Below are 21,133 nucleotides of genomic sequence, written 5' to 3'. Positions count from 1 at the left end.
GATGTAGAGGTAAAGAAATGTTGGATGTTCTTAAGCTTAAGATTGATCATTAAAGAGTAGATGTAGAGGTAAAGAAATGTTGGATGCTCTTAAAAGTATTCTGAGGAAAACATCAATCCACGTGTGTCTTGTGAACACCGGAGGGTGCAACGGCTGCGACATAGAGGTCCTTGCACTCCTCTCACCCAGATATGACCTTGAACAGTACGGTATATACGTCCACCAGAACCCCAGGGAGGCTGATGTGATACTGGTGACCGGTGCCGTTACAGAGCAGTGGAGAGAGAAGCTTCAGAGGATATACAGCAAGGCACCTGAGCCAAAGATAGTGGTGGCCCTGGGCAACTGCCCCATCTCAGGGGACGTGTTCAACCAGGAGGGTGGGAGCGTCTATGCACCGGTCTCTGACTTCATACCGGTGGACGCTGAGGTCCCTGGTTGTCCGCCAAGGCCATCTGAGATACTTGAAGCGATACTGTCTGTGGCACCCGGTGCAATAGCAGAGAGGGGGAGAAAGAGATGATACTGCCACTTGGACCCATGCACCCCGGCTACAAGGAGCCCATAAGGCTCAAGGTTAAGACAAGGGGTGAGAAGGTTCTCAAGGCCGAGATAGAGTATGGATACGTTCACAGGGGAATAGAGAGGGTGATGAGGAACAAGACCTGGCAGAAGGCCATATACCTCTCTGAGCGGGTCTGCGGGATATGCTCATATATACACACACAGACCTTTGCAGAGGCATTCGAGGCCATATCTGAGGTGGAGGCCCCACCGAGGGCCCAGTTCCTCCGTGCACTGACCAACGAACTTGACAGGATACAGAGTCACCTCATTGCAAATTCAACCTACTTCAAGGCCCTTGACCATGAGACAATGTTCATGTACATGCTGGCCCTGAGGGAGCCTGTCATGGATGCCATCGAGTTACTCACAGGTAACCGTGTCAACATGGGCTGGAACGTTGTGGGGGGTGTGAGGATGGACGCCTCAGAGGATCACCTCTCAAGGATAAGGGAGATCATAGTGGACCTTGAAAGGGAATTCGACCGTTACGTTGAAATGTTCGAGCACGGGCCACTCATAGGACTCAGGTCAAGGGACGTGGGTTACATGAGCCGTGAGGAGGCAGAGAAGGCCCGGGCAGTGGGACCCATCGGAAGGGCCTCGGGTATACGGTATGACTTCAGGGAGGATCACCCCACCTACCGGGACCACCTGGATTTCAGGACAATCTGGAGGGATGAGGGGGACAACTTTGCAAGGGTCATGAACCGCTTCGATGAGATAAGGGTCTCAATTGACCTCATAAAGCAGGTGATAGACAGTATCCCCTCTGGCCCTGTGAGGAGGAAGGTGGATGTGAAGGCAGGCTACGGGGAGTGGAGAAACGAGGCACCCCGCGGTGAGGTGGCCTACATGATTGAGACCAACGGAAACCTCATAAAGAACATCTCCATAAGGACCCCCAGCATCATGAACATCGATGCCTGTGCAAAGTACATGCTGCGTGACGTTGCAACCGTTGCAGATGCCGTTGCAACCTATGCCAGTGCAGACCCATGCATAGCATGTGCAGAGAGGGTCGTGGTCCTGGACGAGAATGAGGGAAAGAGGGAGATACTCCTTTAAAAGAATTGATCATGTTGATGTCCTATGTCCTCTGTAATATGGTACCTCTACGAGTTTGCCCGCAAATCATGGGCAGAGAAATTTGCAAATGCACATACAGAACACGAGATCCTTGAAAAACCCGAAAGGTTCAGGGATTTCCCCACAGTACATAAGGAGTACTGCATAGGCTGCGGGGCCTGCACCACAGCATGCCCTGCCCCCGGCGCGATAAAACTGGTCCGCGATACCGACACCTCCGAGGAGGAGGGCCTGACCTACCCGGTGATAGTGAGGGGGGCCTGTATCAGGTGCGGATTCTGCGCCGAGGTCTGCCCCACCGACCCCAAGACTATAGAATGCGGTGAGAACCACCTCATAAGGGAAGAGTTCACAATCGTACCCTCAGAGAAGCTCTACGTGATAGACGATTACCTCTGCATACGCTGCAGGAAATGCATGAAGGCCTGCCCGGTTGATGCCATCGTTGAGGAGGACGGCAGGGTCGAGATTGACCAGAGCAGGTGCATAGCATGCGGTGACTGCCTTGAGAAGTGCCCTGTCAAGGGTGCGCTCAAGAGGATACACGTGGCATATGTTGAGGAACAGAAGATGGTTATAAACCTGGCTGTCAATGAACTGGAGGCGGCCATCGAGGAGCGCAGTGATGATATAAAGAAACTCGGGGCGGGTGAGGTCTACAGGATGAACCACCCCCTGCGACCCCTCCTTGAAAGGGCCCTTGAGATTCTGCCCGATGAGGATATAACCAGGGACATCCTTGAGATGATAACAGACCGCCTGAAGATGAGGATCATAACATGGAGCCCTGAGAAGTGTGTTCAGTGCAGGTTATGCGTAGATGAGTGCCCATCGGGTGCCATAACCTATTCGGAGGATGAGGGAGTCGTGAGGGACCCTGAAAAGTGTCTCAGGTGCAGCACATGCTACCAGACCTGCCCGTTCGGTGTTGCCGGGTACTACGTTGCAAGGTTTCTCATTGACGAGTCCAACGGTGAGGAAGTGATCAGGATCACCATAAAACCGGCGGCGCTTCCTGTAAAGTGATGAGGAGATGATAACATTCCAGCTGCAGCAAAACCCGTAAAGCCCCTGAGGGAAGTTGACGTTGACTATGAAATCCACCATGAGAAATGCAGGAACTGCCCTGATAAGCCCTGCCTGAATGCATGCCCTGTTGATGCCGTGCACATCGACCCGGACACAGGGGAGGTTGAGATAGATGACCGTTGCTTTGGCTGCGTCCTCTGCAGGGAGGCCTGCCCCTACGATGCCATAAGGATGAAGACAATCCTCGGGGAGCCAGTGAGGGAAAACGTCCCTGTGATAAACCCCAGGATCTGCCGTGGCTGCGGTGCCTGTGTATCTGCCTGCAGGACAGGGGCCATACACCTGACATCATCAGGGAAGACAGGGGTTCACAGTGAGATAGACGAGGATAAATGCGTCAGGTGCGGCTACTGTGCAAGGGCATGTCCCACAGAGGCCATAAAATATGGTGAGATCCTGCCGAGATCCGTGGTGGGTGGAAAGGCTGTTGTGGTTAACCAGAGGGACTGCATAGGCTGCATGACCTGCACCAGGGTCTGCCCATCCAGGGGCGCCATAAAGGTTGGTAAGATCAACAGGCTCCCCTACATAGACCCATCATACTGTGCAAGGTGCGAGGAGTGCATGGATGTCTGCCCATCAGCAGCCATAAAGTACTCATCCAGAAAGAGGGCATACGAAAACTTCTCAAAGCTAAATAACATGGAGATAGCAGGGGATATCCTTGAGAGGGAATCAGAGAAACTCGTAAGGAACCTTGGCAGGATAGACTCGGTTCTGAGGAGCGTGAAGAGAAGGTTCTCCAGGGATGAACCCGAGTTCAGTGTGGATGTCACAGATGAAATAAGGGAAGGTATAGAGGAACTCGTTGACTCGGACCTTGAAATCCTGGAACTCAACCATATAGTGGACTTCACAAAGCCAAAGAGGAGCATAAGGGTCCTTGAGGAGAGGTGCATCGGCTGCGGGCTATGCGTCACCGAGTGCCCGGTTGGAGTTATAGAACCGGTAACACCAGCCCCTGTTGAGATAAAGGATGGATGCGTCTTCTGCGGTCGCTGCAGAGGAGTTTGCCCTGTTGATGCAGTTGAAATAACAGAGGAGGGCTTCAGGGCATCCGATGGCAGGATATACCTTGAGCGCAGAATCCTCAGGGGACCGAGAAGGGGGGCTGTGGAGGTGGATCATGTGATCTGCCAGAGGTGCGGCGTCTGTGTCAACCACTGCCCCGTTGATGCCATGGCAATGGATGGTGAGGTGGAGATTGATGTGGATACCTGCATACTCTGCGGTGAATGCCAGGACATATGCCCTGTTACCGCAGTGAAACTTAACCTGGAGGATGATAACCTTGAATAGGGTCTTTGTGACAGACTGCGAGGGCCCGGTTTCACTGAACGACAACGCATTCGAGGCCGCGGCCCACTTCATGCCTGAAGGTGATGTGTTCTTCAGGAAGGTCAGCGAATTTGATGATATACTGGCAGATGAGATAAAAAGGCCCGGCTACAATGCAGGGGACACCCTGAAACTCATAGTCCCCTTCCTGGTGGCCTATGGTGTCACCGATGAGAAGCTAATTGAATTCTCAGAGAGGACCCTGAAACTTGTACCTGGGGCAGAGGAGACCCTCGAGCTTGCCATGCAGCTCATGCCAGCCTACATAATAAGCACAAGTTACAGGCACTACATAGAGGCCCTCTGCAGGCGCACAGGTTTCCCCATTGGGAACACCCGCCACACAACCCTGAACCTCAATGTCCCCATCGGGGATGATGAAAGGGAGATGCTCATGAAACTGAGGGAGGAAGTCATTGATGGAGACTTCCAGGACCTGGATGAGATATTCTTCAAGAAAATACCTGAGATGAGGATAGGGAGGCTTCTTGATGAGGTCAGGACTGTTGGCGGGGACGGTAAGAGGGTGGCCCTGAGGGGTATACTGTCTGAACTTGGCCTATCACCTAAGGCGGCCATGTACGTGGGGGACAGCATAACAGACGTTGAACCCCTCAGGGAACTCAGGGGGAAGGGTATACCTGTCTCATTTAACGGCAACAGGTACGCACTCAGGGAGGCTGAGGTGGCCGTCATATCCAGGGACTCAAGGGCCCTTCTACCACTCGTGGACCTCCACTCAAGGTTCGGCAGGGACTATGTAATGGAATTCGTTAAGGCGTACTCAGAGGACCCTGAAAGGGCCCTTGAATCCTTCAGGGTGGACTTCAGGGTTGCTGAGAGATTCGAGAACATATTCCGGGACGCATACCCCACCATCACACCTGTGGATGATACAGAGGAACTGGTTGAGGAGAGCCTCGCAGTCAGGAAGAGGATACGGGGAGAGGACGTGGGGTCCCTGGGCTGAATTGAGCGTCAGGTGTTGATTATGGAGATTAACGGAACGGTGATTGAGGATACATTCTCAGAGGCCTTCAATGGAAGGTGTGTGAGGGCCACCATAACGGCCCGTGACATGGAAACCGTGAGGATGGCGGCCCGTGATTCAACTGCAACCCCGGGCGCGGTTATAGGCAGGGTTGAGGGTGGTGTTGAATCATTCCTCTCAGCTGATGAAACACCGGATGGGAGGCCAGGGGCCACTGTGCAGTTCTACTATGCCCTCCCTGACCTGGAGAAATTCCAGGTCGAACTCTCCTACAGGATCAGGCAGGATATACTGGTGAAGCCATTCACAGCCCTCTACAATTCCACGCCCGACCCTGAGGGGTACATGGATATGATGAAGCATGTGGGTCACTGCGGGGACGGTTATGAGTGGATTGAGGAATTCAATGGCCGTGAAATGATCAACATTCCCATAGCGGTCCCGGACTTTAAGATCGAATCAAAAATGGGATACAGGGATGCGATTATGGGGGCCAACTTCTGGTACATGTGCAGGGACCCTGAAACCGTCCTTGAGGCTGGAAGAGCCGCCATAAACGCTATAGGTGAGGTTGAGGGTGTTGTAACGCCCTTTGATATCTGCTCGGCCGCCTCCAAGCCCGAGACGAATTACCCCTGGATCGGCCCCACAACCAACCACCCCTACTGTCCAAGCCTGAGGGACCTGCTGGGTGATGAGTCAAGGGTACCTGAGGGTGTGGGCTACATACCGGAGATAGTCATAAATGGCCTATCTCTGGAGGCACTTGAGGAGGCCATGAGGGCGGGTATAGAGGCTGTCTGCCGCTACGACGGCGTCCTGATGGTTTCAGCAGGTAACTATGATGGTAAACTTGGGGACCACAGGATAGACCTTCACGGTGTTCTCTGATGTTATTTGATGCAGTGGGCCTGGGGGCCCTTAACCTGGACCAGCTCCACATGGTTGAGAGGATAGCGGGACCTGATGAGGAGGTCTTTGTCCGTGATGCAGTGGAGTCCTGCGGTGGATCAGCGGCCAACACCATAATAGGTCTTGCAAGGCTCGGTCTGCGGACGGCATTCATAGGCAAGGTTGCAGGTGACAGGGAGGGTTCGATCCTCAGGGGGAACCTCAGGGGGGAGGGTGTGGCCGATTACGTCGCTGTGTCAGAGGAGGGAAGAAGTGGCAGGGTCATGGGATTCGTTGACCCCCATGGGAACAGGGCGCTCTACGTGGATCCCGGTGTTAACGACACACTCACCCTGGAGGAGGTCCCGGAGGATGCACTTAAAACCAGACTCCTTCACCTCACATCCTTTGCAGGATCAGGTATCCGGGTGCAGAGGGATGTCCTGGAGGTCATCAATGAGTCTGTTACAGTGAGCCTGGACCCCGGGCACCTCTATGCAGAACTGGGCGCATCTGAACTTGGGGATATTCTTGAGAGGACAGACATCCTCCTGGTCAACCGGAGGGAACTGGAGCTCATGACAGGATCCACTGACCCTGTCGGGGCATCGGCTGAACTGGGGGTTGACGTGGTTGTCGTGAAGATGGGCTCTGAGGGTGTCAGAGCCTTCGACGGTTCCGAGGTGGTGGTTGAGGCATTTGAGACCACCTGCAGGGATACAACGGGCGCCGGGGATGCATTCAATGCGGGTTTCCTCTATGCATGGCTTTCAGGACATGGACTCGAGATATCGTGCCTATTTGGAAGCTACATAGCATCACGGTGCATAGAGGGCTACGGTGCCACATCGTCCCTCCCGGGGAGGGAGGCCCTTGAGGTTCTGGAGGGGTACCTCAGGGGGGATGTCAATCAGGGTACAAGCGGCGATTCTGGAAAATAATTTAAGTGAACATGTTTAAATTAATAGAGGAGGATCATGTTAATCTCTTTAAAGATTGAACAAATACCGGGGTTGTATCATGGATATTGTCTTTAAAAAGAAACTTGATGATCTCCAGAGGGACGTTGCACTGAAGTCGATGGACCTTGAGGAGAGCCCTGATGAGGTCAGGGTGGAACTTGGAAGGTGCAGGGTTCGTGATAAATTCATAGACATAACACCAAAGTGCGTCAGGTGCAACCTCTGCGTTGAGGAGTGTCCCGTTGATGCCATATCAGATTCATCTGCCTCACGGGCCGCCAGGATACTCGACAACTGTGTTAAATGTGAGATATGTGCCCAGACATGTCCTGTGAGATGCATAAATGTTGTTGAGAGCACAGCCACCATTGATGAGGATGTCACATACAACCTTGAATACCTGAGGATTCCCCACAGAACACTCCGCATGAGGGATATCCAGGTTACAGATAAATGCACCGCCTGTGGCACCTGTGAGAGGTTCTGCCCCACGGGCGCAATAGGGGTGGTGGGTGAAACTGCAGCAGTGGATGAATCCATCTGCATTGGCTGCGGTGCCTGCGTCAACGTGTGCCCCTCAGATGCCATAAAACTTGAAAGGGAACTTGGACCTGTCATTGAAACCCGCAGGCTCATCGTTGACCAGGATGCATGTGTTGAGTGCCTTGTATGTGAGGAGAACTGCCCCACCGGCGCCATAAGGATCGATGATGGGGAAGTTGTTGTTGATGGGGATAAATGTATCCTCTGTGAGGTCTGTTCTTCTAAGTGTCCTGTGGCAGCACTTAAACTGGAGAGGTTGTCAGATGAAAGTTAAGGAAATAATGGATAAGGAGTTTATAGCAGTATCCCCTGGGGACAGGGTTGTTGATGTCTCCCTGAAGATGGAGAAAACAAGGAAATTCACAACACCGGTTGTGGATGATGAGGGGAAACTTGTGGGATGGGTTACAAGCTTTGATGTTATGAGGGGGCTCCGGGACGGATTTGAACTTGTATCTGAAATCATGCAGCCCCCTGAGAGGATAGTGCATGTCAATGAGAACGACCCGGCGCGGCTGGCGGTCCTTGAAACAGCCCACCACAAACTTGTGAGTGTCCCTGTGCTGGACGATGAGGGAAGGGTTGTGGGTGTTGTGAGGTCCTTTGATATCGTTGAAACGCTCTCACAGCTCTATGAGATCAAGGTCTCCAAGATATTTGAGGCCATGAACACTGAACTCAAGGGTGTTAGCTGGGACGAACTCATGGAGGCCGCAGCAATCATCACAAGGAGACGCACAGGTAAGAGGATCAAGCCGAAGGAATACGAGGAGAGGATCAGGAACTCCACATTTGGCGAGGCCATATGGGCTACAGGCGGTCTTGAAAAGTTCTTTGTCGGTTTGATAGCCATAGGTGAACTTGTGATTGCAAGGAAGATTGCAAGGGCACGGAAATAATCCCCTTATTTTTTTGATTGTTCATGGTTTCATGTATCACGGATGGACGTAATCTGTGGCTTTCCTGAAGGTTCATGGGGGCAGGCCTATGATGCTTCTGGCACCACTGATATTAAGGAACACTTATATAATATGAATACATATGAATGTGTATTCATATGTTCAGGTGAATTGTATGGGATGTGAATGCAGCTCATGTTCCCCGGAGGAGGGGGATAAAGATATACGGATCATCGCAGCATCAGGCGCGCTCCTCATATCAGGAATCATCCTCAGCTTCGCAGGTGGTTTGATCTCAGTCCCATTTCTACTTGCCTCAGTGGCGGCTGCCGGCTACAGGATATTCCCACCAGCAATCAGATCAGTTCTGAGGGGACGCTTCACAGTGAACTTCCTCATACTCATAGCAGCCGCTGGGGCCATATTACTGGGTGACTACACAGAGGCGGCCCTTGTAACGGTTTTATATAACATCGCAGAGTACCTTGAGGAGTACGCCCACAGAAGATCCCACAGTTCCGTTGAATCACTTATGAGACTCAGGCCCAGAACCGCGAGGATCCTCGATGAGGGGGAGAAGATGTTTAAGGTTGAGGAGGTGGCTTTGGGATCCATAATGGGTATAAAACCCGGCGAAACCATTCCACTCGACGGAACCGTAACCAATGGCAGGTCAAAGGTGGACCAGTCAAACATAACAGGTGAATCCATCCCAGTAACCGTGCAGGAGGGCAGTGAAGTATTTGCAGGTACCCGGAACCTTGACGGATACCTGGAGGTCAGGGTTACAAGGGAAGCAGATAACACAGTACTTGCAGGTGTTATTGAAACCGTTAAAAGAGCTGCCACCAGAAGATCCCGCAGGGAGAGGTTCATAGAACGCTTTGCATCAGTCTACACTCCAGCTGTCATAGCCCTCGCGGTTCTAACGGCAGCGGTCCCCATTATAATGGGTGGATCCATCGTGACATGGATCTACAGGGCCCTGGTACTCCTTGTCATCTCATGTCCATGCGCACTCCTCATATCAACACCGGTTGCAATGGTCTCGGGGATGACCGCGGCCGCCCGCAGGGGTATCCTCATCAAGGGTTCGGAGTTCCTGGAGGCCATGGCCTCTGTGAGAAACATGATATTCGATAAAACAGGAACACTCACCGAGGGATCCCCCCGGGTCATATCTGTTGAACCCGCTGAGAGGAGGGATGAGGTCCTCAGGATCGCAGCCTCCCTTGAGAAGAGGTCAGGGCACCCCATCGCAGAGGCCATAGTGGACTCCTACCATGGGGAGACAGACGATGTCAGTGAATTTGAGTCCATGCCAGGGAGGGGTGTTTCAGGCCACATCAACGGGGTGAAGTACACCATTGGAAGCCCCGAGCTTGTTGGGGCCAGCCCCGGTAACGGTACCACAGTCTACCTCAGGGGACCAGAGGGAATCACTGGAAGGATAACACTTGCAGATACACTCAGGGATTCAGCCAGAGGGACAGTCTCAGAACTCAGGGATAGGGGAATTAAAGTCATGATGCTGAGCGGGGACACCGAGGAGGCTGCGGCTGATGTTGCAGCAAAACTTGGAGTTGAAAGCTATCAGGGAGGTCTTCTCCCCGACGATAAGATGAAGGTGATTGATGAGGTAAGAAAGAGTGGACCCGTCGCAATGGTGGGTGATGGTGTTAACGATGCCCCGGCCCTTGCAGCTGCAGACGTGGGGATAGCCATGGGTGTCCGGGGATCAGATGTGGCGCTTGAAACAGCAGATATAACCCTGGTGGAGGATAACCTTGAGAGGATAGGCGAACTTATGGATCTAAGCAGGAGGACCCTCCGCACCGTTAGGATCAACACGGCTTTAACGGTTACAGTTAAACTCTCCCTTGCAGTGCTCTCTGTCACCGGCTCCGTACCCCTCTGGGTCGCGGTTGCTGTGGGTGATATGGGGCTGTCACTCTTTGTTATAGTGAACAGTCTGCTCATTGCAAGGTACTGATACCGCAATTTTTTAGATTTCCATGACAATAATCAGAAAAAAAGAATAAAATGTGGTTTAAAAACCACTAGAAGGGAAGACCTGCGTATATTCCCTTAATCTTTGCTGTTGCAGTGTTCCAGCTTGATACAGCGCCGAGGCTGTTCCCTGAACTCGTGGCATCTGCAGCGTACCAGGTGTCACCCACAAGTACCTGGGCCCAGACATGGCCATAGGTGTTACCTGAGGTGAAGGTGCATGTACCATGCACGTACCTGGCAGCAAGCCCCGCGGCCCTGAAGAGGGCCACCAGGAGGTGTGAATGGTCAACACAGTTTCCTGTCCTTGTTTTCAGCGTGCCGGTGGCACCGTACCTGGTGTTGTAGTAGAAGCTGTAGCTGATGCTGTCGCGTACCCAGTTGAATATCGCTGTTGCCTTATCCCATGCACCGGTGAGGCCTGAGGTGAGGCTGGCTGCCAGTGACCTTATTGCCGCGTCATTCACCTGACAGTTTGCTGTTGCCGAAAGGTACCGGGAGGTGCTCTCACCAGTGTAGGGATCATTCTCGGGTCTCTTTTTAAGGGATGATTGTGCTGGTGCTGAAGAAGCACTGATTTTCTTTACCGTGACATAGCTGGGTAATCTGCCACTGTCAGCATGGAATGCCAGGATCCTTGAAACCGCATATACGAGATTCTCATAGGATACCTTTCCTATGGCTGAACTCACATAGTTGGGTGCCCTGCCATTACTGTTTATGAATTTCACTACGTTCTCTGCAACTTTGATGTAGGCTGACTTTGATAGCTTCCCTGTCGCTGACCCTGATGGGTTGGGTGCTGCCGCCACTGAACGCACTGTAAGTGGAGTTGACCTTCCTGCAGTTTTAAGTAGATCCCTGAGCATAAGGTCAAGGAACTGTGCAGCTGTCAGCTTCTGGCTTCCCACCGATACCGTTGATGGTAGCTTACCATAGGTCTCAATGTACTTCCTGAGGTTAACCGCAGCCCTCAGGATGTTTGCATGGGTCACGCCTGAATTATCACCTGCAGCCTGGAAATGGCTGCCTGAATTGCCACTGGCGTTCACCATGTCTGTACCTGCCACTCCAGCTTTATTTGTGCTGTTGTCAGGGGCTTCATCCCCTCCCGGTCCACTGAAACAGGGGGCTCAGTTTTATCTGCACCCAGCTGATCGCTCCCCCCATGGAACGTTTCGTTGCTGCCACTGTCCACCAGCTCTTTACTGCAATTTTCCTTTAAACTGAAGCACTGATCCAGCGGCTCTTCAACCTCAAAGGCTGTATCATCAGCTGCCACTGCATATCCTGCTGTATTCATGAGGAGCATGCATGCGGTGAGCATGCACACCAGTCTCATGTTCACCGAAATTTTACCGCCTCCAATCCACAGTGCCCGGTAGGGTCACTGTGACATTAAAAACTTGAATTTAAGGTCATATATAAATATTTTGGTTTATTTGACTGAAAAAAGTCTTATATGAACCTTTCAAATCAAAATAGGCTTCATGAAATCTTTTCATTTTAATGATAAGTGAATATGCTCTTTCCATCTCCCCAATGGACTGAATGACAATTTCCAATCCCCTATCCAGCTTAAAGGCACATACAGAACCCAATATTCCAGCGGGATCTTAACGGGATTTCAGTTTAAGTTTAGGGGCTCTCCAGATGGGATTCAGTATGGCATGGTGGGAGGCCCACATGATCCTCAGGGGACAGAGGAGATTCAGGAGGCATTAGAAATGTGCTGAATGCTTTAGAGGCACATATACTGTCTTATAACGGTTTAAAACTTATTCAAAGGTCTCATAACAATCCTAAGAATGAGGGTTAAATTTATCTACTGATCACTGAGTAATAGGTAAACGGTGATATTATATGATGAGTCGTGAGATGATGGATGCCATCGAAAAGGAACTCGTTTTTGTCGCAACCGCCGATGAGGAGGGCACACCAAACGTGGTCCCCATAGGATTCGCAAGGCCACTTGATGAGAAGACCATCCTCATTGCAGACAACTACATGAAAAAGACAATAAGAAACCTCCATGAAAACCCCAAGATTGCACTGATACCACAGAACGCCAGGGAATGCCCATACCAGTTCAAGGGCACAGTCGAGATATTCAAATCAGGCAAATACTTTGACATGGTCGTTGAATGGGCCCAGAACGTCATGACAGAACTCGAACCAAAATCCGCCATACTCATGACGGTTGAGGAAATATACTCAGTAAAACCGGGCCCAGAGGCCGGTGAAAAGGTTGCCTGAAGCTCCAGAGTGAAATGGATGTGCGGCATAGCAGGTTTCAGGGGACCGGGCGCCAGGGACAGGGTCGCCGCAATGCTCGGAACGATTGGACACAGGGGCCCTGATGCAAGGGGCCTCTACCATGACAGCAGGATCACCATAAAAACCGGTGCGGGGGAGGATGTGATTGAGGCACCGCCCTCAGAGGACATTGCACTGGGACACAACCTCCTCTCAATAGTGGGCGGACCCCAGCCGGTTGCAGGTGACGGCATCCTGGTCTTCAACGGTGAAATCTACAGTCATGAACCCCCCTCTGGAGGGAGTGACGCCCACATCATACTGGACCTCATAGAGGGCCACGGAGGCGACCTTGAGGATGCAATCCGCTTTGCCGTCGGTGAACTAGATGGGGACTATGCCTTCATCTACACCGATGGTGAGAACCTTGCGGCAGTGAGGGACCCTGTTGGTGTTAAGCCCCTCTACCATGCCGGGGAGGTCTTTGCATCAGAGAGAAAGGCCCTCTGGAGTATAGGCCTGAGGGATGTGGAGAGTCTTCCACCGGGACACGCAATTATAAATGGTGGGATGGTGAAGCTGCGGGGACTTCCCCGGCCTGGAAAATGCACTGAAAACCCCACGGAACTTAAGGGCCTCCTGAAATCTGCCATCATGGAGTCGGTAAAAAAGAGGACCAGGGGACTCAGGAAGGCCGCACTCGTATTCTCAGGTGGTGTGGACAGCACCCTCCTTGCGGTGATCCTCAGCGAATACCTGGACATAACCCTCTACACCGTGGGTACGCCGGGATCAGCGGATCTTGAATTCGCATCAAGGGCAGCAGAGGACCTTGACATGGACCTCCAGGTAATTGATGTTACAGAGGAGGCTGTGAGGAGTGCCCTCCCCCATGTCCTCCGTGCAATTGAGGTGTACAGTCCCATTCAGATCGCCATTGCCACACCCCTCTACCTTGCATCCAGGGAGGCATCGGCTGCAGGCTTCAGAGTCATATTTTCAGGTCAGGGAGCTGATGAGCTCTTCGCAGGCTACCACCGCTACAGGAGGCTCCTGGAGGAGGGAAACATTGAAGAGGCCCTCAGGCATGATTTGGAAAACATGTACCGTGTCAACCTTGAAAGGGATGACGCTGTTACAATGGCAAACTCGGTGGAACTCAGGGTCCCCTTCCTTGACCTGGAGGTCATTGGGGCAGCCCTCAGGGTCCCCACATGCCTCAAGATAACCGGTCCCGATGATGAGATGAGAAAGCACATCCTCAGGGATGTGGCGGCTGAGATGGGGGTCCCCGGGTACATTGCAAAGAGGCCCAAGAAGGCCGCCCAGTACGGTTCAGGAGTTGATCGGATACTTAGAAGGAGGGTGCTCCCTGGATTTGACCATGAGGCCTTCATGAGGAGACTCATGAATGAAGGTGGGGTCTTCCAGGGATGATCCCATCACTGGTTCGCCCCACCAGGTACCAGGTCTAATCTAAGCATTTATATCACTTCAAATCAATAGTAGACTCACATGTTCATATTCACGATTACCCATCACGGGAGGAATCCAGCATGAAGATAGAGAAAGAGGCTGAGAAGATCCTCGAGGAATTCTCAAGGGCACTTGAAGACGTCCCTGAACTTGAGGAAACATATTACATCGTTGATAACCTTAACAGGACAAGTGAGGATGAGGTTGAGAAGACTGACCCTGAGAAGATCCTCAGAAACGCCCCGGTTGATGAGGACGGCAACATAGTTGTTGAGAGGGGTGAATGGACCCAGTAGGTGTTAAGGATGCGGTTAAACCTGGTGATTGAACTCCGGGATGCCCCCGGGCAACTTTTATCTGTACTGGAACCCCTGGGAAGTTCCGGCGCCAATATAGTGACTGTTATACATGAGAGGGACCGTGAATACGGGCCAGTGGTACCGGTGCAGCTCACAGTGGAGGGTGACAGGGAAACCCTTGACGCCGCCATCAGCAAACTTCAGGAGCGGGGTGTTAACATAATCGAGATGGACGGCGCCCCCCTGAGGGAAAAATTCACAAGCATACTGATAGGTGAAATCTCAGAGGGAGACCTCCATGAGGCTGTGGAATCAATAAACAGCGTCAGAGGAGCATCAGTGTCTGACCTTTCCCTCAGAATGTCCGGGGAAAGACAGTCAGCCAGGATAACCGTTGAGGTCCAGCATGGAACCAGGGAGATGGTCCTTGAGAGGATTCAGGAGGCCGCCGCCAGACATGACCTCCTCCTCATAACAGAGGTCTAGGGGTGATAAGAGTGAGGATATGTCTAGTTGGTCTTGGAGCGGTGGGTCAGGGCTTCCTCAGGGCGGCCCAGCTCAAGGGTGAATACTTAAAAAAAAGATATGGTTTAGAGCTAACCTTCACAGGGGTTGCAGATTCATCAGGGGCCATCAATGATAGAAACGGCCTTGATATAGCTGAAATCCTAAAACACAAGAAGAGGGAGGGTGTGGGCACACACCCCGATGGATACGAGGGTATGAGCGGCCTTGAACTCCTGGATGAGGTCGAATACGACTGCCTGGTTGAGGCAACCCCCACAAGCATAACGGATGGTGAACCCGGCAGGTCACTCCTCATGAAGGCCCTTGGCGATGGGAAACACGTTGTAACATCCAATAAGGGGCACCTGGCACTCTTTTACTCTGAACTCATGGAGCTCTCCCTGGAGGTCGGCGCTGAGCTCATGTTCGAGGCGTCGGTTGGTGGGGCCATGCCCATAATAAACCTTGCAAGGGAGACCCTCACATCCTGCAGCATAGAATCGGTGATAGGGATACTGAACGGAACCACAAACTTCATACTCTCAAGGATGACCTCAGAGGGTTCATCCTATGAGCAGGCCCTCCTTGAGGCACAGGAACTTGGTATAGCAGAGACCAACCCTGCACAGGATGTTGAGGGTACGGACGCTGCATGCAAGGCGGTGATACTCGCCAATGCAATCCTCGGGAGGCCATGCACCCTCAGGGATGTCAGTGTGGAGGGCATCACTGGCATAACCCAGGGGGCCATTGAACTGGCAGGCCAGGAGGGTTACCTCATAAAGCTCATTGCTGAGATATCGGATGATAAACTGGAGGTGGGCCCGAGGCTCGTGAGGATGGGGTCCCCCTACGCTGTTGACGGGACACTCAACATGGCAACCCTCAGGACCGACCTTGCAGGTGAGGTCACAGCCGTTGGGAGGGGTGCAGGTTCACTGGAGACAGCCTCGGCCATGCTAACAGACACCCTCACCATATGGCGTAGGCACAGAGGTATCAGATAACGGTTTTTCATGTTTTTTAATCCATTACAGTGATGATAATGAAGTACGTTACTGGATATTTCAATCCATTGCAGTGATTATCATGAAGTATGTTATTCTTGTTGGAGATGGAATGGCAGATTATCCCCTTGATGAACTTGATGGCAGGACACCGCTCCAGGTTGCGGATAAACCCAACATGGACCAGCTTGCATCTGAAGGCGCATGCGGACTCCTCAGGACAGTACCCGAAGGTATGGAGGCAGGCTCAGATGTTGCTAACCTCAGCATAATGGGTTACAGCCCCAGAAGGTACTACACAGGGAGAGGACCCCTCGAAGCTGCAAGTATAGGCGTGGAGCTCTCAACCAGGGACGTTGCATTCAGATGCAACCTGATAAACGCAGATGAGAGGATAGTGGACTTTAACGCTGACCACATTGAAACAGATGATGCAGCAGAGCTCATAGATACCCTCAACACCCACCTTGAAACCCCGGGAAGATTCTATCCAGGAGTGAGCTACAGGAACCTCTTTGTCATCACGGGAGCCGGTTATACCGATGTGCGAGTCGAACCCCCCCATGACATCGTGGGCGAACCCCTGGACCAGCACCTTCCAGGGGGGTCACCTGAGGCAGACCATATAAGGGAGCTCATGCTCGGCTCAAGGGAGGTACTTGAATCACACAGGGTCAACCATGAAAGGATTGCCAGGGGAAAGAGGCCAGCAAACATGATATGGCTCTGGGGCCAGGGCACCAGACCATCGATGGAACCATTCACTGAGAAATATGGTCTGAAGGGCGCCACAATAACAGCCGTTGACCTGATAAAGGGCCTTGGTGTGTATGCGGGCCTGAAGAACATCCATGTCCCCGGCGCAACAGGCTACCTTGACACCGACTACAGGGCCAAGGGGAGGTACGCCGCAGCGGCTCTCGAGGAATACGACTTCCTCTTTGTCCATGTGGAGGCACCCGACGAGGCTGGACACGCAGGTGACGTTGAGGAGAAGATAAGGGCAATAGAGAACATAGACCGCTTCGTGCTTGGAAGGATACTTGATGGTATGACAGAATACGATTGCAGGATATCCGTGCTTCCAGACCACCCAACACCAGTTGAGGTGAAAACCCATGTACCTGACCCTGTACCCTGCATACTTGCAGGTGATGGTATTGAACCTGATTCTGTAAAATCATACGATGAATTTTCCGTCAGAGAGGGCTCACTGGGCCTTGAGGAGGGTCACAGACTCATAGAGGTAATGAAAACCCTCTAGGTTCTGGCTTCAGGGTACGAATTTTTAATACCTATGAGCCACATAGACTATTTTCATTAATCTTATTAAACCAATCAGGAGTTGGTTCATCTGGCCAAGTACATTGTTGTAACAGGAGGAGTTGTAAGTTCCATAGGCAAGGGGATAACAGCAGCATCAATTGGAAGGATACTGAGATCATACGGGCTTTCCGTGACAGCCATCAAGATAGACCCCTATCTCAACTGGGACTCGGGGACCCTCAACCCCTACCAGCACGGTGAGGTCTTTGTTACCGATGATGGTATGGAGACTGACCTTGACCTGGGCCACTACGAGCGCTTCCTGGACTCAGACCTTCCCGGTGAGGCCAACATAACCACCGGTAAGGTTTACATGTCTGTCATCAACAAGGAGAGGTCCGGCGACTACCTGGGCTCATGTGTGCAGATAATACCCCACATCACCGATGAGATCAAATCCATGATAAGGGGGATTGCAGATAAAAGCGGGGCCGAAGTCGTCCTGGTTGAGGTGGGCGGAACCGTGGGTGACATAGAGGGACAGCCGTTCCTGGAGGCTCTGAGGCAGTTGAGGAATGAGGAGGGCCATGAGAATGTCATGTTCGTCCATGTAACCTATGTACCATATCTGCGGGCTGCAGGGGAATTCAAGACAAAGCCAACACAGCACAGCACAAAGGAGCTCAGGAGTACGGGTATAAACCCCGATATGATAATCTGCCGCAGTGAGATGTCCATAGACTCATCACTCAAAAAGAAGATAGCCCACTTCTGTGACGTTGAGGAGGAGGCGGTCGTAAACGCCCCAGACGCATCATCCATATATGAGGTCCCCCTGGTCCTTGACAGTGAAAATGTCGGTGAATACATAGTGAGGAGGATAGAACTGGATGTTGAGGGAGGGGCGGATCTTAAGGAGTGGAGAAAAATCGTGGAATCCCTCATGATAGATGAGCCGGTGGTGACAGTTGGAATAGTGGGCAAGTACGTGGAACTTGAGGACTCCTACATAAGCATAAGGGAGGCCCTCAGGCACGCCGCAGCCCACCTGGGAATCCGCGTTGAAATTGAATGGATAAGTGCCGATGATAACTTCAGTGTGGATGAACTCAGACACCTTGACTCCATACTGATCCCGGGCGGCTTCGGTGAGAGGGGTATCTCAGGAAAACTCGATGCTGTGAGATTCGCCCTTCAGGAGAAGATTCCCATCTTCGGCATATGCCTGGGGATGCAGTGCATGGTGATAGAGTTTGCAAGGCTCAATGGGATGGAGGGCGCCAACAGTACAGAGTTCGACCAGGACACACCCTACCCTGTGATTGACATGATGGAGGAGCAGAAGAGGATAAGGAAGATGGGTGGAACCATGCGGCTCGGCTCCTATGAGTGCAGGGTCAGGGAGGGCACCCTCGCCCATGAGGCCTACGGGGAGGAACTTGTAACTGAGAGGCACAGGCACAGGTTTGAGCTGAACAATGAATTCAGGGATGAACTTGAGGATAAGGGCCTTGTGATTTCAGGGACATCACCCGACGAGTTTCTGGTGGAGATTGTTGAAATCAGGGATCACCCATGGTTCCTGGGATGCCAGTTCCACCCTGAGTTCAAATCAAGACCAAACAGGGCGCACCCACTTTTCGTATCATTCCTGAAGGCGGCATTTGAAAACAGGGAATCTTGATTCCTTTAACCTATTTTTCAAATTTCCTTATAACAGGCTCCCATACCGTTACATCCCCGCTCCTCATAACAGCCCTGAATACACCACCACCATCACCCAGAATCACAAGTCTCACAAACATTGACCTCTCATACTCCCTCTGGAGAACAACGGTCCGGTTTCTTGCAAGGAGTGCGAATGCAACGATATCTGAATCAGGGTCACCCTCAATAATCTCTGAAGTTCCATTCACCAGGTAAAGCCTCGAAACATTCATACCATTGAATTTCACGCTTCCATCATCATATAAAAGGCCGTCGCTGCTTCTTAGCGGTTCAATTGAGAGGATGGTGCCTGTGGAGTAGAGTGGTTCCTCTGTTTTTCCTGTGAAGTTCCAGCTTCCATAGTAGAGTATCCAGTAACCCTTGTCTATGAGGCGATCGTAGGTTACGAGAACATAATCTGATTTTCTTTTGAGGATGGATGCAAGATTTTTCGCAGCATCTTCATGGAAACCATACCTCTCCATGAGGTAATCAGCGCGTTCAGCACTTTTAACACCCAGAACGTCCCCCAGGATTAGGGCTGAAGCTGCAGAGTCATTTTCATTTTTCAGAACCTCAAGGTAGGCATCATCTCCAGAGGATGCGAGCATTGAGAGGATCTCAGCTGAAAGCACAGGGTCTGATGTTGCAAGTGCCCTGTCCTGCCAGTACTCCCTGTAAACCCCGGGAACCCGGGGATCAAGCGGATAATCAGAACCCCTCCAGGGAATGGTTTCAATGTAGGCAAGTCTTCCATCAAAATTTACAGGCCTCTCAGCCATGAAGGCAAAGAAGTGCCCGTGGACCCAGTTACAGATCACCACCGTACCGCTGGATGTATTCTCCCTTATGTAATGTGCCGCGGCCATGAGGTCATCATTAACCCTCGGGTGCAGTGCACTGTAACTGTCAATGCATATGAGGAAAGAGGGAAGGACCACCATGGCCGCCACAGCCACATGGAGGGCTTTTCTGAATTTTGGGTCAGAAAGGTCCATGAAACCCGCTGTTATTTCTGTTCTCCTGATTTCGTTGAGAAACAGTGCAGATGTGACAGGAAGGGGGACAGCAGCCACCTCAGAAAACCTTATACCCCAGAGCATTGAAACCGCCCCTGTCACTGTCCAGAGGGTCAGCAGAGGTAGCATCAAACCTTTCCTGTGATCCCTTATGAGGGCCCCGAAACCGGCAGTGCCCGCCAGGAGGAGACCTGGTCCGAGGGCCATCACCGCATCTGCAGGTCCAGGTCTCTGCAGCTCCGTTATGTTGGCATATGGATTGGGGAAGGGGTATGCGGAACTCACTCCTTCAGGTATCCTGAGGGCACCTGAGAGAATCGAGGGGATGCTGCCGGGAGCAATAACCTCAATGAGGGCCGTGCTTACCAGCAGGAATATAATGGGCTCCCTTCGCCTCAAGCTACGGGAGAGGATCACGCTGGCTGCAAGGATACAGTAGAGTATCTGCCATCCATTCCATGCGGCTGAGTAAAGGGCCATAAGAGCTCCTCCAAAGACCGCATGCCTCCAGCTGCCCTTCTCAACAGAAAGGTGAAGTGAGAGTACCACAGCCAGTGGAAGCACGAGGTTGAACATGTCTGTGTCATAGAATCCAGGCACAGTCCTCATGAAGTAGAAGGGTACAGAAACCGCCAGAAAACCCGCGGCCGCCGATGAAAGGTCATCACATTCAAGTGACCTTGCAAGGGCGAATACCAGGACACCTGCAAGGGGTGCTATGAATGCTGGAAGCCAGAATGCAAGGTCAGTTAACCCTGTTAATGGTGAGAGGATCATGTAAACGAGGATCGTGAGGTAAGCGAGAAGTGGCGGGTAATTGAGGGGTACACCTGGCGGGTAATATGAGTACCTGTCCCAGCCATCCTCTGAGAGGGCCTGATGGTCAAGGAGGTTGGATGCGAGTCTGAGGTTATAGTAGGAGTCCATGTCATACATGTATGGCTGGCTGTAGGTCCCACTGTATACGCCCTGGACCGTGGCAACCGAACCGGCCCGAAGGGCAAATCCAGTGGCGAATATTACAAGCATGAGAACAAGTGTTCTCCTATCAGTTCTTCTAAGATTACCGGTTGATTCCTGGTCCTGACTCAATCTGTATCCACTCTTTGGTTTGTAACCCTGACACAGTCTGAGATTTATTCAAAAAAACTTAAATATTCTCACTCTGAGAATTAATTAGAAGTGAATCCTAAATATGGAGATTCTCCTGCTGATAAATA

The 21,133-nt window shown here is 51.9% G+C and carries 20 protein-coding genes; 17 read left to right on the top strand and 3 right to left on the bottom strand.

Features of this window, described 5'->3' with window-relative positions:
• Positions 1-76: 76 nt before the first annotated feature.
• From ACPLJI_RS06005 to ACPLJI_RS05960, 10 genes are all read left to right on the top strand, one after another.
• On the top strand, positions 77-523 hold the full coding sequence (locus ACPLJI_RS06005) for an NADH-quinone oxidoreductase subunit B family protein (protein ID WP_013295616.1): 447 nt from the start codon (positions 77-79) through the stop codon (positions 521-523).
• On the top strand, positions 520-1,632 hold the full coding sequence (locus tag ACPLJI_RS06000; RefSeq protein WP_013295617.1) for a nickel-dependent hydrogenase large subunit: 1,113 nt from the start codon (positions 520-522) through the stop codon (positions 1,630-1,632). Before ACPLJI_RS06005 ends, ACPLJI_RS06000 begins: the two co-directional genes overlap by 4 nt.
• 24 nt (positions 1,633-1,656) lie before the next feature.
• Complete coding sequence (locus ACPLJI_RS05995; protein ID WP_013295618.1) at positions 1,657-2,679, top strand: 4Fe-4S binding protein; 1,023 nt, start codon at positions 1,657-1,659, stop codon at positions 2,677-2,679.
• Positions 2,680-2,694: 15 nt separating this feature from the next.
• Complete coding sequence (locus ACPLJI_RS05990; protein WP_424741170.1) at positions 2,695-4,041, top strand: 4Fe-4S dicluster domain-containing protein; 1,347 nt, start codon at positions 2,695-2,697, stop codon at positions 4,039-4,041.
• Positions 4,034-5,050 (top strand): energy-converting hydrogenase A, subunit R, encoded by a 1,017-nt coding sequence (locus ACPLJI_RS05985; RefSeq protein WP_424741169.1) that lies wholly within the window; start codon positions 4,034-4,036, stop codon positions 5,048-5,050. Before ACPLJI_RS05990 ends, ACPLJI_RS05985 begins: the two co-directional genes overlap by 8 nt.
• A gap of 21 nt (positions 5,051-5,071) precedes the next feature.
• Positions 5,072-5,962: a formylmethanofuran--tetrahydromethanopterin N-formyltransferase gene (locus ACPLJI_RS05980; protein ID WP_424731132.1), complete on the top strand. Its 891-nt coding sequence runs from the start codon at positions 5,072-5,074 to the stop codon at positions 5,960-5,962.
• A complete protein-coding gene (locus ACPLJI_RS05975; RefSeq protein WP_424731133.1) occupies positions 5,962-6,903 on the top strand; it encodes a carbohydrate kinase family protein in 942 nt (313 codons plus the stop codon). Before ACPLJI_RS05980 ends, ACPLJI_RS05975 begins: the two co-directional genes overlap by 1 nt.
• A gap of 79 nt (positions 6,904-6,982) precedes the next feature.
• Positions 6,983-7,741, top strand: a complete 759-nt coding sequence (locus tag ACPLJI_RS05970; protein ID WP_424731134.1) for a 4Fe-4S binding protein — start codon at positions 6,983-6,985, stop codon at positions 7,739-7,741.
• Positions 7,731-8,366, top strand: coding sequence for an HPP family protein (locus ACPLJI_RS05965; protein ID WP_424731135.1), 636 nt, complete (start codon positions 7,731-7,733; stop codon positions 8,364-8,366). The genes ACPLJI_RS05970 and ACPLJI_RS05965 overlap by 11 nt, the downstream gene beginning before the upstream one ends.
• Before the next feature lie 175 nt (positions 8,367-8,541).
• Positions 8,542-10,359 carry a heavy metal translocating P-type ATPase gene (locus ACPLJI_RS05960; protein ID WP_424731136.1) on the top strand — a complete coding sequence of 606 codons (1,818 nt, stop codon included), beginning with the start codon at positions 8,542-8,544 and terminating at the stop codon, positions 10,357-10,359.
• Positions 10,360-10,426: 67 nt separating this feature from the next.
• On the opposite strand, the gene ACPLJI_RS05955 is transcribed toward ACPLJI_RS05960, so the two are convergent.
• Positions 10,427-11,431, bottom strand: a complete 1,005-nt coding sequence (locus ACPLJI_RS05955; RefSeq protein ID WP_424741168.1) for a pseudomurein-binding repeat-containing protein — start codon at positions 11,429-11,431, stop codon at positions 10,427-10,429.
• The gene (locus ACPLJI_RS05950; RefSeq protein WP_424731138.1) at positions 11,425-11,718 is read right to left on the bottom strand and encodes a hypothetical protein; all 294 of its coding nucleotides are present in this window, start codon (positions 11,716-11,718) and stop codon (positions 11,425-11,427) included. The genes ACPLJI_RS05955 and ACPLJI_RS05950 overlap by 7 nt, the downstream gene beginning before the upstream one ends.
• Positions 11,719-12,239: 521 nt before the next feature.
• On the opposite strand from ACPLJI_RS05950, the gene ACPLJI_RS05945 reads away from it, so the two are divergent.
• The 7 genes from ACPLJI_RS05945 (at position 12,240) to pyrG (ending at position 18,871) form a co-directional block, all read left to right on the top strand.
• The gene (locus ACPLJI_RS05945) at positions 12,240-12,632 is read left to right on the top strand and encodes a pyridoxamine 5'-phosphate oxidase family protein (protein ID WP_321211886.1); all 393 of its coding nucleotides are present in this window, start codon (positions 12,240-12,242) and stop codon (positions 12,630-12,632) included.
• Between the two features lie 18 nt (positions 12,633-12,650).
• Positions 12,651-14,069: a DUF7411 family protein gene (locus ACPLJI_RS05940; RefSeq protein ID WP_424731139.1), complete on the top strand. Its 1,419-nt coding sequence runs from the start codon at positions 12,651-12,653 to the stop codon at positions 14,067-14,069.
• A gap of 119 nt (positions 14,070-14,188) precedes the next feature.
• Positions 14,189-14,404 carry an Asp-tRNA(Asn) amidotransferase subunit GatC gene (gene gatC / locus ACPLJI_RS05935; RefSeq protein ID WP_147670876.1) on the top strand — a complete coding sequence of 72 codons (216 nt, stop codon included), beginning with the start codon at positions 14,189-14,191 and terminating at the stop codon, positions 14,402-14,404.
• Between the two features lie 9 nt (positions 14,405-14,413).
• Entirely contained in the window at positions 14,414-14,893 is a 480-nt protein-coding gene (locus tag ACPLJI_RS05930; protein ID WP_424731140.1) for an ACT domain-containing protein, read from the top strand.
• Positions 14,894-14,895: 2 nt separating this feature from the next.
• Positions 14,896-15,921 (top strand): homoserine dehydrogenase, encoded by a 1,026-nt coding sequence (locus ACPLJI_RS05925; protein WP_424731141.1) that lies wholly within the window; start codon positions 14,896-14,898, stop codon positions 15,919-15,921.
• 82 nt (positions 15,922-16,003) lie between these two features.
• Entirely contained in the window at positions 16,004-17,185 is a 1,182-nt protein-coding gene (locus tag ACPLJI_RS05920; RefSeq protein ID WP_424731142.1) for a cofactor-independent phosphoglycerate mutase, read from the top strand.
• Positions 17,186-17,266: 81 nt separating this feature from the next.
• On the top strand, positions 17,267-18,871 hold the full coding sequence (pyrG, locus tag ACPLJI_RS05915; protein WP_424731143.1) for a glutamine hydrolyzing CTP synthase: 1,605 nt from the start codon (positions 17,267-17,269) through the stop codon (positions 18,869-18,871).
• A gap of 10 nt (positions 18,872-18,881) precedes the next feature.
• On the opposite strand, the gene ACPLJI_RS05910 is transcribed toward pyrG, so the two are convergent.
• Entirely contained in the window at positions 18,882-21,005 is a 2,124-nt protein-coding gene (locus tag ACPLJI_RS05910; protein ID WP_424731144.1) for an STT3 domain-containing protein, read from the bottom strand.
• Between the last annotated feature and the right edge of the window lie 128 nt (positions 21,006-21,133).

It is taken from the genome of Methanothermobacter sp., assembly GCF_049720995.1.
GTDB lineage: Archaea > Methanobacteriota > Methanobacteria > Methanobacteriales > Methanothermobacteraceae > Methanothermobacter.
This window is presented reverse-complemented; position numbering and strand designations above follow the sequence as displayed.

What these genes read in the sequence shown, in the direction of transcription:
- ACPLJI_RS05940 (WP_424731139.1), top strand. Translation starts at nt 12,651, where the DNA reads ATGTGCGGCATAGCAGGTTTCAGGGGACCGGGCGCCAGGGACAGGGTC.
- ACPLJI_RS05980 (WP_424731132.1), top strand. Translation starts at nt 5,072, where the DNA reads ATGGAGATTAACGGAACGGTGATTGAGGATACATTCTCAGAGGCCTTC.
- ACPLJI_RS05995 (WP_013295618.1), top strand. Translation starts at nt 1,657, where the DNA reads ATGTCCTCTGTAATATGGTACCTCTACGAGTTTGCCCGCAAATCATGG.
- gatC (WP_147670876.1), top strand. Translation starts at nt 14,189, where the DNA reads ATGAAGATAGAGAAAGAGGCTGAGAAGATCCTCGAGGAATTCTCAAGG.
- ACPLJI_RS06005 (WP_013295616.1), top strand. Translation starts at nt 77, where the DNA reads ATGTTGGATGCTCTTAAAAGTATTCTGAGGAAAACATCAATCCACGTG.
- ACPLJI_RS05930 (WP_424731140.1), top strand. Translation starts at nt 14,414, where the DNA reads ATGCGGTTAAACCTGGTGATTGAACTCCGGGATGCCCCCGGGCAACTT.
- ACPLJI_RS05950 (WP_424731138.1), bottom strand. Translation starts at nt 11,718, where the DNA reads ATGAGACTGGTGTGCATGCTCACCGCATGCATGCTCCTCATGAATACA.
- ACPLJI_RS05945 (WP_321211886.1), top strand. Translation starts at nt 12,240, where the DNA reads ATGATGAGTCGTGAGATGATGGATGCCATCGAAAAGGAACTCGTTTTT.
- ACPLJI_RS06000 (WP_013295617.1), top strand. Translation starts at nt 520, where the DNA reads ATGATACTGCCACTTGGACCCATGCACCCCGGCTACAAGGAGCCCATA.
- ACPLJI_RS05965 (WP_424731135.1), top strand. Translation starts at nt 7,731, where the DNA reads ATGAAAGTTAAGGAAATAATGGATAAGGAGTTTATAGCAGTATCCCCT.
- ACPLJI_RS05960 (WP_424731136.1), top strand. Translation starts at nt 8,542, where the DNA reads ATGGGATGTGAATGCAGCTCATGTTCCCCGGAGGAGGGGGATAAAGAT.
- ACPLJI_RS05955 (WP_424741168.1), bottom strand. Translation starts at nt 11,431, where the DNA reads ATGGTGAACGCCAGTGGCAATTCAGGCAGCCATTTCCAGGCTGCAGGT.
- ACPLJI_RS05975 (WP_424731133.1), top strand. Translation starts at nt 5,962, where the DNA reads ATGTTATTTGATGCAGTGGGCCTGGGGGCCCTTAACCTGGACCAGCTC.
- ACPLJI_RS05970 (WP_424731134.1), top strand. Translation starts at nt 6,983, where the DNA reads ATGGATATTGTCTTTAAAAAGAAACTTGATGATCTCCAGAGGGACGTT.
- ACPLJI_RS05920 (WP_424731142.1), top strand. Translation starts at nt 16,004, where the DNA reads ATGAAGTATGTTATTCTTGTTGGAGATGGAATGGCAGATTATCCCCTT.